A 12328-nucleotide genomic window follows, 5' to 3' on the forward strand; every position below is an offset into this window, starting at 1 on the left:
TCTGGAAATCCGGCAGCAGCGGCACTCCACAACCCATGGCCGCGGTCACCGACCTCGGTTGGCAGATCGTCGGGGTCGGCGACTTCAACGGCGACGGCAAATCCGACGTGCTCTGGCGCCATGCCCGCGTCGGTGCCAACACCATCTGGAAATCCGGCAGCAGCGGCACTCCACAACCCATGGCCGCGGTCACCGACCTCGGTTGGCAGATCGTCGGGGTCGGCGACTTCAACGGCGACGGCAAGTCCGACGTGCTCTGGCGCCATGCCCGCACCGGCATCAACACCATCTGGAAATCCGCCAACCGCAGCACGCAGCAAGCGATGACCAGCGTCACCAATCTCGACTGGAAAATCGTCGGAGCCGGCGATTTCAACGGCGACGGCAAATCCGATGTCCTGTGGCGCAACACCCGCACCGGCGCCAACACCATCTGGAAATCCGCCAACCGCAGCACGCAGCAAGCAATGGCCAGTGTCACCAATCTAGACTGGAAAATCGTCGGAACCGGCGATTTCAACGGCGACGGCAAATCCGATGTCCTGTGGCGCAACACCCGCACCGGCGCCAACGTCATCTGGAAATCCGCCAACCGCAGCACTCCGCAGACGATGACCGGCGTCACCGACCTCGCCTGGACCGTCGAACCCTGATCTTCGGGGAGCTGGAGGCCGGACCGGCATTGACCGGTCCGGCCCTCAGCGTCTGCGCAACTCGATCAGCAACAACCAGGCCTGCTGCCGGAAGAACCGGTAACGAAGCAGGCGCCGGTCCATCCAGCGCGCGGCGGCGATCGACCAGCCGGCGTTGAAACACAGCATCGGCAGCCAGGGGCGCAACAGCGCCTCGTGGACGATCGAGACCCGGAAATGGCGCTGCAGCAGCTCGATCGACGCCCGATCGAAGGGATGCTCGTCCGGTGTACGCAACTTCGGCGTGAGCTTGCGGAACGCCCGCAGCAGCAGGTTGCCCTGCGCCGGTTCGATGAAACGCGCGCAACCGTCGGGCGAGAGCTTGCGCGCGAGAGCCGGTGCCAGGCAGGCCAGGTCGAGATGATGCAGGACGCCATCGCCGAACGCGTAATCGACTTCGCCATCTCCGATGGTGTCCAAAGTATTGGCGTTGTCGACGCGGAAGCGGAAATTGGCGGGCAGGCCCAGTTCCGCGCAATGGTCTATGGCCGCGGGGCTGATGTCGATGCCCGTATAACTCCCCCGGAAATCACGTAACGCGAGCGCACGGTTGCCGCGAAAGCATCCAAGTTCCAGCACGGAGCGATTGCGGTATTCCGGCGGCACGTCGTTGAACCCATGGACATCCCGCACCGACGCATAGGCATAGCCCAGCTTCCGGCAGTCGTCGTCGACCCGCGCATCATGGAATGCGGCTTCGTTGCGGCTTCGGCCACCGGAATCGAGCGCAGCACTACGCATGGACACGACCGCTCCAGCAACCGAAGAACCCGCCCGCAACAGCGCAGCACGAACGGCTCGAACGGCTCCGGCAGCAACGCACGGGATCGTGCCCTGGCGTTCGGCGGAATCGAAGCGTCGCGGCAGTCATGATTGCCGTCCAAATGTGAAGGGCGCCGGTGGCGGCCATGCCGCGGCAACCACACATGCAAGGTTACGCATTCGGGGACGACGTGCGGACAGGAACCGCTACGGCTACGTCGGCCGCCGGCCCGGCCGCATCCGCCGGCTCTGGCGAAGTACGCCCCCCTGCCGTGGCTACCCGGAAACAGGTCGATCCGCGGAATTCAAGCCCTGGACCGTCTCGGTGGATGGCGCTCCCGCATGCCAGGTCCGCCCGTCGGCCCGACTGCGATTCCACCCGCCCCCGGCACGCCGGTCCAGCCAGCAAGTGGGCGCTTGTTATGGAAAACCATCCGCAGCGACGGACGCCAGTCTCGCGAAGGCGCCGCCCGGCGGGCTGGGGTGCGGAGAGTGGACCAGGGAGGGTCCACACCCGGCTTGAAGACAGGAGATTGTCAGGAGGGCGCAGCCCCCCAGCCCGCCGGGCGGCGACTCCCGCCGAAGCCGATCTCACGAAAGCAGGCCCAGCCAGCGGTAGTACGCGATCCCGACCAGTTCGTGCAACGCGGCTTCGGTCTTGTCCAGCGCCCCGCTGCGCGGAACCAGATAACCGGGCGGCCCGACGGGAACGACGCGAAAGTCGGTGGGCAGCGGGCAGACCTCGAAACCGGCTGCGCGAAACGCGGCACGGGCGCGGGGCATGTGCATCGCCGAGGTCACCAGCGCGATGCGCGCCGGCGGCGGAAACAGCTCCGCGACGCTGCGCGCGCTCTGCCACGTGTTGAGCGATCGGCGCTCCAGCAGCAACGCATCGGCGGGCATTCCCAGTGCCCGCGCGTATCCGGCCAGCAGCGACGCGCGCGGCGGCCGGTCGCCGCGGAACTCCCTGCCGGAAATGACGAGCCGGGCATGCGCGTGCTCCCGCCACCAGCGCACCGCGTATTCCATCCGGCGCCGACTGGCCACGTTCAGAACGCTGAAATCGCCGTCGTCGGCCGGCAGGCGATCGACCCCACCGGCCAGGACCACCAGGATCGAAGGCGGCATGCTGCGGCACGACGCAGCGGCGGCCAGCGGTCGTTCGAGATAGGACGCGAGCGCATTGGCGACCAGCGGCGTCATCGCCATCAGCGAAATCACGGCAAGCGTCGCGGCGGCCGCCACGATCCAGCGCACGCCGCGTGCGGCGACATGCCCGCGCATGCGCCACCCTGCCGCCGCGAACAGGCCCGCAACGAGCAGCCACGTCAACGGCGACAGCAGCCATTCCATGTGCGTTCCTTCGCCATTGCCGTGCAACTCATGCCGCCCCCTTGCGCCATTGCCGCAGCGCCACGCGCAATCGCGGGTCGAGCAGCCAGATGGGAAGCGCATAGAGCAGCACGAACAGGCAACCGGCGGCGAACAGCCTCGGCCACGGCGCATGCACGCCGAACATGTCGGTGCCCCTGGCGACCGCGAACAACGCCAGCGCCGACCCCGTCGACAGGGCCACGGTGCGCAGGTCCGGGAAACGCGCCAACCCGCGGGGGCACCACAGATAGCAGGCGACGCAGAGCACGGCATAGCTGGCCGCAGTCGACCAGGCCGCGCCCATGTAGCCGTAACGCGGTATGAGCACCAGGTTGATCGCGACATTGAATGCCGCCGCGAACGCGGTGATCGAGAACACCATCATCGAGCGCTTGCGCAGCAGCAACCCGTAGCTGGAAATGTTGATCAGGGGAAACAGCGCCAAGGTCGTGCCGACGACCACGAACACCGCTCCGGAAGCGGCCTTGTCCGGGCCGGCCAGTGCGATCATCGCGTCCTCGCCGACCAGGATCAGCATCGTGGCGATGGCGAACGAGGCGTACGTCATCGGCAGCAATACCCGGTCCTTGAGCGCACGCACCGCAACATCCCCGCCGCTGTCGTACACCCGATTCACGACCGGGGCGAACGCTTCGGACAGCGAAGCATTGAGGAACACGTTGATCTGCGTCGCCAGGGAATAGCCGATGGTGTAGATGCCGACCGCGGCGAAATCTCCCGTCATCTGCTTGAGCATGATCCGATCGACGGCGACGAGCACGAGGGCCACCATCTCGTTGGCCATCAACGGCAGCCCGTAACTCATGCCTTGACGCATGTGCGTAAAATCGACCGCATCGCGGGAAAAATGCAGATTGCGCCGCGCCCAGTGGACGAAATAGCACAGCAGCAGTACCGCGGCGACGATTTTGCCGCCGTAGACGGCAAGCGCGCTGCGCTGCAGGAACACCACTGCGCCCAGGACCAGCCCGAGCTCCAGCCAGCGCCCGATGATGCGCGTAGCCATGATGATGTCGGAGCGCTCGCTCGCGCGCACCACCATCTGGATCATGCTGTTGACGACCTGTACCGGCGTGATGATCACCACGCACCAGAGCACGAGCAGGAATTCCACGCCGCTCACCCGTGCGTAGCCGAACAGCGACGCCGCGAAGACGGCCCACAGCAACATCGACAACAGCATCGGCAGCACGACCAGGTTGGTGCCGAAACTCACCATCTCCCGGCGGACGCCGACGTACGGGTAGAAACGGATGATGGCGTGCTGCGAGCCCAGCTTGGCCACGGCGATGGCGATCATCCCCCAGGTGTCGTAATAACCGAGGATGCCGTACTGGTGGTTGTCCAGCAGCCGCGTCAATATCGGGAACGAGACGAATCCGGCCAGCAGCACCAGGATGTTGGTGGTCGAGTAACGCAGGTAATGGGTCGCCATGCTGGTCTGGCGCCGCGGCGCGGACTCCCCAGCCGCACCCACCTCGCGCGGCGAACTGTTCATGTCGACGCCGCGTGCGGGGAATCGCCGGCCGCCCCCGAAAGCCGCCCCTGGCACGCGGCCATCACGCCGGCAGCACCGGGGCTGCCGCCGCGTCGGCAACCCGCAACGGCGCCGTGCCGGCCCTGGCGCGACCATGCAGGTCCAGCACCTCGACGGAACCCGCGGCGCCGTAGGTGTGGCAGCCGTCCAGCCCCGGATCCCAGCCAGGCGCCAGTCGCGACAGCACGCGCTCGCGATAGCGGTCCGGACCGAGTTCCTGCACTTCGTGGAAGACCACCGCCGCGCCATAGCCCGGAGCGCAGTCCTGGGCCGGCCGGATCAGCCTGCCGTCGCGGCGGAAGAGCCTGCCCGCCAGCCGCGCGCGGCGCACGTCGCTGACGATCGGATTGCATGGATGCGGCCGGAACGGCCCGGTGAGGGTCTCGCCGACGAACAGGAACAATTCGTCCCAGGTGCTGTTGCCGTTTTCCGCGACATTGGCGAACAGGTACCAGCGCCCCTCGTGGAAGTGCAGCGCCGGATCGACGCAGACCCGATCCGTGACCAGATCGCAGAGGCGCTGCCATTGCAACGGGAACGCGGTAGCCCGATACAGGCTGATCCGCCGCGCCTGGCTCGATTCGACGGTCATGTACCAGTCGCCTTGCCACCGGAAAGGCTGCGGAAACGACAGGTGGCCGGGGCCGTCGAGGACCAGGCCCAGTCTGCGCACCTCGTTGCCCTCCAGCTGCAGGCAGGCGATCTCGCCCTTGCGGGTCTGCGGGTTCCACTCCTCGACGAACAGCAACAGGCTTCCGGATGCCTCCACCACGCAGGGGTCGGCCCAGTAGCCGCGCGGCGAACGCAACATGGCGCTCTCGCCCATTACCGGCGCGTCCAGGTCCAGCAATGCCTTCGTGCGGCGGATGGCCAGCATCCAGGTTTGCGGCTGGCGTCGTTTCCAGCGCCAGTGCGCCGTGGCGCGCAGCGTGGTCGCGATCGCACGCGCACCGGCGGCCATGCCCAGCGCCGGCACAGGCGGCCGCAGGCGCAAGGTCGCGAGCGCGCCTTCCGGCAGCGCCAGGCGGTCGTCGGCGAGGCGATGCAGTGCACGCAGCAACAGCGGCGCGAGCTTGAGAAACGCCCGCTCCCGCTGCAGGGCAAACGAACCATGCCGGGTCGCCCCCCAGCTGCGTGCAAGCAGCTCTGGCGGCATCGGCGGGCAGTGCAGCTCCAGCTCGAGCGCGGTGGCCGCCTCTCCCCGCAGCATCGGTGCCAGCAACGGCAGCCCGGCACGCGTGGGGTGGACGAGGTTGCCGTCGAGCCGCCAGCAGCCCCAGCGCGCGCAAGCGGCCAGCATGGGCGCGTGGGCCTCCCCCGCGAGTGCCAGCACGACATCCGGTCGCAGCCCGAGGATCCGCCTGCGCAACCCCTCCGGGTCGGCATCGAGGCCGCTGTCGGGCGCGGCGACCGCCTGCGGCAGCGTCGCGCTGGCGACCGGCGCCAACGAAACGCCGCCGCGCCTGCCGCGCAGGCGCTCGACGGCGAGCAGCGCGCGCAGGTCCACGGAGCAGCCGGGAACCGGCATCGCCCCCGCAGCCCCGGTGTGCAGGACCGTCACATCGATCCAGGCGTTCTCGGCGGCAAGCCGAATGAACGCCGCTACCCATCCCGGAATCCGTTCCGGCAGCAGCATCGCCACGCGCAGCGGGTCGGCCATGCCTGCGGGCACGGCGTACAGGGGCGGAGCAGGCATCGCAATCGATCCGGTCGCATCATGGACATCTGGGTCGCCCGTACTGCTCATGGCTGTTCTCCCGAAGGCATCGGCAAGCGGATCATCCAGTCCTCCACGGCCGCGAGCAGGCGGTCGCGCTGCGCGCGCGCGAAGTAGGTGTGGTCGCAATCCGGCCAGTAGCGCATGGCCACGTGCGGACTGCGTGCCGGCGCGCCGAACGCCCACGCGAACTGGCGCGCATGCATGAACCGGTCGGTGTAGCCGCCGCTGTAGATGCACAGCATGCGTACATCGCGGGCCACCAGTTGCGCGAACTGACGGCGCGCTTCCGGGCGGCTTGGCCATTCGCGAAAATCGGCGCTGTCCAGACCATTGCCGCCGCGGAAGCGATCGGGCGCGCTGCGCCACATCCGCCGCCACTCCCGTGGCAGCCGGCGCATGCGGTTGATCGCACGGGCGTAATGGAACCAGGGACCGGTGAAGCAGATCCCGTCGAGCAGCAGCAAGGCGGACACGCGCGCATCGGCCACGGCAGCCTGCCAACCGACATCGGCCGCGCTGCAGATGCCGCCGATGGCGAAGTGCGTGCAGCCTTCCAGCGCCTGCAGGCGGTCGATCGCTGCCAGCGCCGCGGCGCGCCCGTCGCACCCGTTCAGCCGCGGCGCTTCCCCCACCCCCGGCAGGTCGAAGCGGAAGCTGCGAATGCCGTGCCGCGCAAGCCGCTCCCCGAGTTCCACATGCAGCCGGAAGGGGCCGCAGCGCGGCTGCAGGCCGGCGCTGGGCAGCAGCAGCAACGGTCGTGCCTGCGGCGACGGCGTACCGGTGAGCACGCCCGCCAGTCGCTGGCCGGGCCCGAAGCGGACGATCGTTTCCATCACCCTTCCCGCTGCTGCAGTGCATGGCCGAGCTGCTCGACCACGCGCTCCAGCGGCGGGGTCAGGAACAACGTCGCCTCCATCGCCGCGCCGCCGTCGAAGGTCGGCGCGCCGGCGGGCAACGTGAACAGCTGCGCCACCTCGAGCGGCAACGGCGGCGAAGCCGCATGCGCCACAGCCCAGGTCGACGCCGGGCGCAGCGCGCTGGCCCGCGACAGGCGGGCGGCGGCGAGGTCCAGGCGCAGCTGCGGCGATGCGGCAAAACCCATCAGCTGGCCGTCGTCCTGCCGGTTCGTGCGCGGCACACCGGGCCGCGGCCGCGGCCGCAGACTGCGCTCGCGGGCATCGTTGTCCTGCAGTTCGCGCAACCAGCCGGCGCCATCCACGATCGGCTCCCACAGCACGATCCGATCCCCCGGCCGCTCCCGTTGCGACCACGAGCCGGCGAGCAAGGCCGCGCCCCGCCACGCCAGCAGCACTACCTGCCCGACACCCGTCCGCGCACGCAGGGCGGCGGTAGCCACGTCCAGGTCGGCCGCCATCGAGGCGAAGTCGACGTCGTCGCCGCGACCGCCGGAATCGCCGGTACCGAAGAAGTCGAAGCGCAGGCACGGCAGTCCCAGCGCCGCAAGCGCGCTGGCGACCTCGACGATGAAGCGGCGGCTGCGCGGCGACTCGTGCAGCAGCGGCGGCACCAGCAGCACGCCCGGCGCCGGCGCGCCAGGCGCCGTCGCACCGGCCGGGTGCAATGCGGCGTACAAGCGCCGCGCGGGCGGCCCCAGCCACAACGGCTCCCAGTCCCCGATGCTCATCGCGGCCGCCTTCGGGGCGATCGCCGCCGGCCGCGAGCAGGCGCGGCGGGCTTCATCCTCGCGACCCTCCGCGCAATCCGAACAACCGCCGCAGGCCGTTGCCGATGCGTCCGCCGACGCTGGCCGCGGCCGCGGGCTGCGCCGCGGGCACGGGAAGCGCAGCGGCGACCTGCGCCAGGGTTTCGGCGCCCAGGCGGATCAGCTTGATCCGCACGCCGGTGTCGCGCTCCACGCGGGTGGCCATCTGCACCGCCAGCATCGAGTGGCCGCCGAGCTCGAAGAAATTGTCGTCGGCGCCGGCCGGCAGGCCGAGCAGCTCCGACCAGACCCCGGCCAGGTAACGCACGCGCGGGTCGGCTGCCGAACCGGCCGCGTCCGGCGCAGGCGTCGTGGCCTGCGCCGCCGCGACCGGTGCCGGCAGCGCGTTGCGGTCGATCTTGCCGTTGGGCAAGAGCGGAATTTCCGGCAGCACGACGAAGTGCTGCGGCAGCATGTAGGCGGGCAGCCGTTCGCGCAGGTGCGCGCGCACTGCGGCTTCGTCGATCGCGGCGCCCGGCCGCGGGACGAGATAGGCCACCAGGCGCTGGTCGTTGCGGCGGTCCTCGCGCACGATCACGACCGCGCGCGCGATGTCCGCGCACGCGCACAGGCCGGCCTCGATCTCGCCCAGTTCGATGCGGTAACCGCGCACCTTGACCTGGTGGTCGAGGCGGCCGAGGTGCTCGAGGTTGCCGTCCGGACGCCAGCGGCCGCGGTCGCCGGTGCGGTAGAGCAGCGGCGTACCCGTGGCGCCGGCGTCGGCGTCGGGGAAAGGATCGACGGGGAAACGCTCCGCCGTCAGCTGCGGGCGCCCCAGGTAGCCCAGGGTCACGCCCGCGCCGCCGATGCAGATTTCGCCGGGGACGCCCAGCGGACACAGCTGTCCATGCGCATCCAGGATCCACACGCGGGTGTTGGCGATCGGTCGGCCGATGCTGATGTCCGGTGCCTGCCCCGATGGCGACGGCACGATGCGTGCGCAGGTGGACCACACCGTGGTTTCGGTCGGGCCGTAGAGGTTCCACAACGACCCGCACCGGGTCAGCAGCGCGGCCGCCAGGTCCGGCGCCAGCGCCTCGCCGCCGCACAGGGCCTTGAACTCCGCCGACCCGGTCCAGCCCGCGTCCAGCAGCAGGCGCCAGGTCGAAGGCGTGCCCTGCATCGCCGTGGCGCGGCTGTCGCGCAGCAACGCGGCCAGCGCCGCGCCGTCGGCGGCGGTTTCGCGATCGGCGATCACCACCTCGGCGCCCGCGCCCAGCGGCAGCAGCAGCTCCAGCACGGCGATGTCGAACGACAGCGTGGTCACCGCCAGCAAGCGGTCGTGCGCGGTCAGGCCCGGTTCCCGGCGCATGCTGGCGAGGAAGTTCGAGACCGCCCGGTGCGGCACCATCACGCCCTTGGGGCGCCCGGTCGAACCGGAGGTGTAGATGACGTAGGCAATGTCCTCCGGCAGCGCCGCGTCGGCATCGCGGCCCGGGCGCTCGTCGCCGGCCGCGGCCAGCGCATCGGCGTGCGCGTCCAGCAACAGCATCGGCCGCCCGCGCAGGTCGAAGTGCGGCGCGTGCTCGCGCGTGGTCACCAGCATCGCCAGCCCGGCATCGGCGCTCATGAAGGCGAGGCGTTCGCGCGGATATTGCGGGTCCAGCGGCACGTAGCCGGCGCCGGCCTTGAGGATGCCCAGCAGGGCCGCGACCATGTCGGCGCCGCGGTCCACCGCCAGCCCCACCAGCGCGCCGCGACGCACGCCATGGCCGCGCAGTACATGGGCGATGCGGTTGGCGCGCGTTTCCAGCTCGGCATAGCTGAGCGCGAGCGCGCCGGCGCGCACGGCGATCCGCTCGGGCGTGCGCTCGCACTGCGCCTCGAAGCGCTCATGCATCCTGCAGTCGCGGTCGAACGGCACCGCCGCCGGCTGCAGCGCGTGCAGCTCCGAGCGCGCCACCGCGTCGACCAGCGGCAGCTCGGCGAACGCCGCCGCCTCGCGCGCGACCGCGGCGCGCAGCAGGACCTCGTAGGCCTGCAGCCAGCGGCGCACGGTGGCGGCGTCGAACAGGTCGCGGTTGTACTGGCATTCGATGCGCAGCTGGCCATGCGCCTGCACCGCGTTAACGAACAATTCGAATGTCTCGAAACTGCGCGGGTTGCTGTCGAACTCCAGCGTCAGCCCGGGGAACGCGGCGCCCTCGTGGTCCAGCGCCTGGTCGAGGTTGAACAGCACGCCGACCAGCGGCATGCGCGCCGGATCGCGGCGCACGCGCAGCGTCTGCAGCAAGGCGCCGAAGGTCAGGCGCTGGTGCTCCAGCGCATCGAGCAGCGTGGCCTGGGCGTTGTCGAGCAGCGACGCGAACGGCTGCGCCGGGTCGATGTCGAAGCGCAACGGCAAGGTGCTGACGCAGTGCCCGATCAGGCCGTCGTTGCCGGCGACCGGCTGGCCGGCGGCGGGGATGCCCACGACCACGTCCTGCTGGCCGGCCAGCCGCGACAACAGTCCGGCAAAGCCCGCCAGCAGCACCGCGAACAGGCTCGTCCCGCGTCGCGCACCCATTTGCCGCAGCGCGGCCAGCAGTTCGGCGTCGAGCACGTGATCCTCGCGCGCGGAGGCGAAACTGCGTTGCGTCGGCCGTGGACGGTCGGTCGGCAACTCCAGCACCGGCGCGTTACCGGGAAACCGCGACTGCCAGTACGCCGCATCCGCGGCATGGGCCGCGTCGCCGCCTTGTTCGGCCTCCTGCGCGGCGTACTCGGCAAAGCTGGGCGCGGCCGGCAACGACGCCGGTGCGGCGTCGCGGCGAGCGCCGTACAGCGCCCCCAGTTCGCGCACCAGCACCCACCAGGACCAGCCGTCGCAGACGATGTGGTGGGCGGTCAGCAGCAGCAAGTGCTCGTCCGCCGCCAGTCGCAGCAGCTCGGCGCGCAGCAGCGGGCCGCGGGCGAGTTCGAACGGCGTCTCCACCGCGCGCTGCAGGCGATCGGCGATCGCGGCCTCGCGCGCGGCCGGCTGGAAGGACACCAGGTCCGACAACGGACAGGCGATCTCCAGCCGCTCCAGCACGCCGAGGCTGCGGCCGTCGGGGCCGATGCTGGCGCGCAAGGCATCGTGGCGCGCCACCAGGTCCTGCAGCGCGCCGCGCAGCGCGGCCACGTCGAGTGCGCCGCGCAATCGCAGCGACACCGACAGGTTGAAGGCGAGCGAGGCCTCGGTGCCCAGGCGGTCGGCGAGCCAGATTTCCCGCTGCGGTTCGGTCGTCGGCACCACCAGGGCCAGGGCGCCGCCGGCAAAGGGATCGTAGTCCACCGGCTCGCAGGCGAACGGAACAACGGGCGCTGCAGTGTTCATGTCCCCACCTTGAGGTACTTGCCGGGCCGCGCCGGATCGGCGAGGTACCAGGCCGGACGGCCTTCGGGGTCGCGCCCCAGGCGCGCGCCCGCGGCGATCGGGCGGGCGGCATCCATCCACGCGCCGCGGATCGCGCGCCGGGCGGGCGCGCCGCGCGCCACGGCCGCGTCGGCTGCCGCGACCGGTGCGGCCGCGGGCGCCGGCGCGTCGTCCGGCAGGCGCTGGTCGAGCGCCGCGGCGAGGCGCTCCAGGCTCGCGTACTCGCCCATCAGCTGGCGGAAGGTGATGCCGGCCGCGAACGTCTTCTGCAACTGCGAGGTCACCTGGGTGAGCATCAGGCTGTCGAGCCCGAGCTCGATGAAATGGGTGGCCAAGTCCTCGTCGGCGATCCCCAGGCCGGACACGTCCTCCAGCATCGCCCTGAGCTGCGCGAGCAGGCGCGCGCGGCGATCCGTTGGCGCACCGGCCGCGGATGGCGGCGACGACGCGGTCACGACCAGGTGTGGCGGCGCCGGTTCCCGCGCGCCGCCCGGCGCAGCCCGCTGCGCCGCCGCCGGATGCGCGATCACGTTGGATGCGGCGGCCGGCGCGGCGTCGACCCAGAAGCGCTGGCGCTCGAACGGATAGGTCGGCAGACGCACGCGGCGGCGCAGCTGACGGCGGTCGACGCGCGCCGGATCGATCGGTACGCCGCGCGCCCACAACTGCCCGAGCGCCTGGCGCAGGCTCGCGGCTTCCGTGGCGGGTGCGTCGGCCAGCGTCGCCAGCGTCGCGATGCGTTGCTGCGCGACGCCGGGATGCTGGCGCGACAGCGCGCTCAGGCTGGCGCGCGGGCCGACCTCCAGCAGCACCCGCGCCGGCGTGTCGAGCACGCGGCCCAGCGCCGCGGCGAAACGCACCGGCTGGCGCAGATGTGTGGCCCAGTAGTCGGGCGAGGTCGCACCGGCGGCATCGAGCCAGTCGCCGGTCGCGGTCGAGACCAGCGGCAACGCCGGTGCGGACAGTGCCCGCTTCGCCAGTTCGGCGCGGAACGGCGCCACCACCGGCTGCATCATCGCCGAATGGAACGCATGCGAGGTCCGCAGCGCGCGGCAGGCCATCCCTTCGCTCTCCAGCTGCGCCTGGAAGGCCGCGATCGCCGCCGACGGGCCGGCGACGACGCCACTGCCCGGCGCGTTTTCCGCCGCCAGCGACAACTCCG

General features: G+C 70.9%; 9 protein-coding genes. 1 reads left to right on the top strand and 8 read right to left on the bottom strand.

Annotation, left to right across the window (positions count from 1 at the left end; genetic code table 11):
• Nucleotides 1-35 precede the first annotated feature (35 nt).
• Nucleotides 36-653, top strand: a complete 618-nt coding sequence (locus D0Y53_RS07880; RefSeq protein ID WP_158550612.1) for an FG-GAP repeat domain-containing protein — start codon at nt 36-38, stop codon at nt 651-653.
• A gap of 45 nt (nt 654-698) precedes the next feature.
• Here D0Y53_RS07880 and D0Y53_RS07885 read toward each other — a convergent pair whose 3' ends face one another.
• The 8 genes from D0Y53_RS07885 to D0Y53_RS12870 form a co-directional block, all read right to left on the bottom strand.
• A complete protein-coding gene (locus tag D0Y53_RS07885; protein ID WP_117202684.1) occupies nt 699-1433 on the bottom strand; it encodes a class I SAM-dependent methyltransferase in 735 nt (244 codons plus the stop codon).
• 612 nt (nt 1434-2045) lie between these two features.
• Entirely contained in the window at nt 2046-2807 is a 762-nt protein-coding gene (locus D0Y53_RS07890; RefSeq protein ID WP_158550614.1) for a YdcF family protein, read from the bottom strand.
• A 28-nt stretch (nt 2808-2835) separates the two neighbouring features.
• The gene (locus D0Y53_RS07895; RefSeq protein ID WP_158550615.1) at nt 2836-4347 is read right to left on the bottom strand and encodes an oligosaccharide flippase family protein; all 1512 of its coding nucleotides are present in this window, start codon (nt 4345-4347) and stop codon (nt 2836-2838) included.
• Between the two features lie 61 nt (nt 4348-4408).
• Complete coding sequence (locus D0Y53_RS12860; protein WP_158550616.1) at nt 4409-6133, bottom strand: glucosamine inositolphosphorylceramide transferase family protein; 1725 nt, start codon at nt 6131-6133, stop codon at nt 4409-4411.
• Nucleotides 6130-6939: an alpha/beta fold hydrolase gene (locus D0Y53_RS07900; protein ID WP_117202687.1), complete on the bottom strand. Its 810-nt coding sequence runs from the start codon at nt 6937-6939 to the stop codon at nt 6130-6132. Before D0Y53_RS07900 ends, D0Y53_RS12860 begins: the two co-directional genes overlap by 4 nt.
• A complete protein-coding gene (locus D0Y53_RS07905; protein WP_117202688.1) occupies nt 6939-7751 on the bottom strand; it encodes an alpha/beta hydrolase family protein in 813 nt (270 codons plus the stop codon). Before D0Y53_RS07905 ends, D0Y53_RS07900 begins: the two co-directional genes overlap by 1 nt.
• 52 nt (nt 7752-7803) lie before the next feature.
• The gene (locus D0Y53_RS12865) at nt 7804-11127 is read right to left on the bottom strand and encodes a non-ribosomal peptide synthetase (protein ID WP_117202689.1); all 3324 of its coding nucleotides are present in this window, start codon (nt 11125-11127) and stop codon (nt 7804-7806) included.
• The coding region (locus tag D0Y53_RS12870) for an acyltransferase domain-containing protein (RefSeq protein WP_117202690.1) at nt 11124-12328 on the bottom strand (1205 nt) is incomplete at its 5' end. The genes D0Y53_RS12870 and D0Y53_RS12865, both read right to left, overlap by 4 nt.

The organism is Cognatiluteimonas weifangensis, from assembly GCF_003416885.1.
Lineage (GTDB): Bacteria > Pseudomonadota > Gammaproteobacteria > Xanthomonadales > Xanthomonadaceae > Cognatiluteimonas > Cognatiluteimonas weifangensis.

What these genes read in the sequence shown, in the direction of transcription:
- D0Y53_RS07880 (WP_158550612.1), top strand. Translation starts at nt 36, where the DNA reads ATGGCCGCGGTCACCGACCTCGGTTGGCAGATCGTCGGGGTCGGCGAC.
- D0Y53_RS07885 (WP_117202684.1), bottom strand. Translation starts at nt 1,433, where the DNA reads ATGCGTAGTGCTGCGCTCGATTCCGGTGGCCGAAGCCGCAACGAAGCC.
- D0Y53_RS07890 (WP_158550614.1), bottom strand. Translation starts at nt 2,807, where the DNA reads ATGGAATGGCTGCTGTCGCCGTTGACGTGGCTGCTCGTTGCGGGCCTG.
- D0Y53_RS07895 (WP_158550615.1), bottom strand. Translation starts at nt 4,347, where the DNA reads ATGAACAGTTCGCCGCGCGAGGTGGGTGCGGCTGGGGAGTCCGCGCCG.
- D0Y53_RS12860 (WP_158550616.1), bottom strand. Translation starts at nt 6,133, where the DNA reads ATGAGCAGTACGGGCGACCCAGATGTCCATGATGCGACCGGATCGATT.
- D0Y53_RS07900 (WP_117202687.1), bottom strand. Translation starts at nt 6,939, where the DNA reads ATGGAAACGATCGTCCGCTTCGGGCCCGGCCAGCGACTGGCGGGCGTG.
- D0Y53_RS07905 (WP_117202688.1), bottom strand. Translation starts at nt 7,751, where the DNA reads ATGAGCATCGGGGACTGGGAGCCGTTGTGGCTGGGGCCGCCCGCGCGG.
- D0Y53_RS12865 (WP_117202689.1), bottom strand. Translation starts at nt 11,127, where the DNA reads ATGAACACTGCAGCGCCCGTTGTTCCGTTCGCCTGCGAGCCGGTGGAC.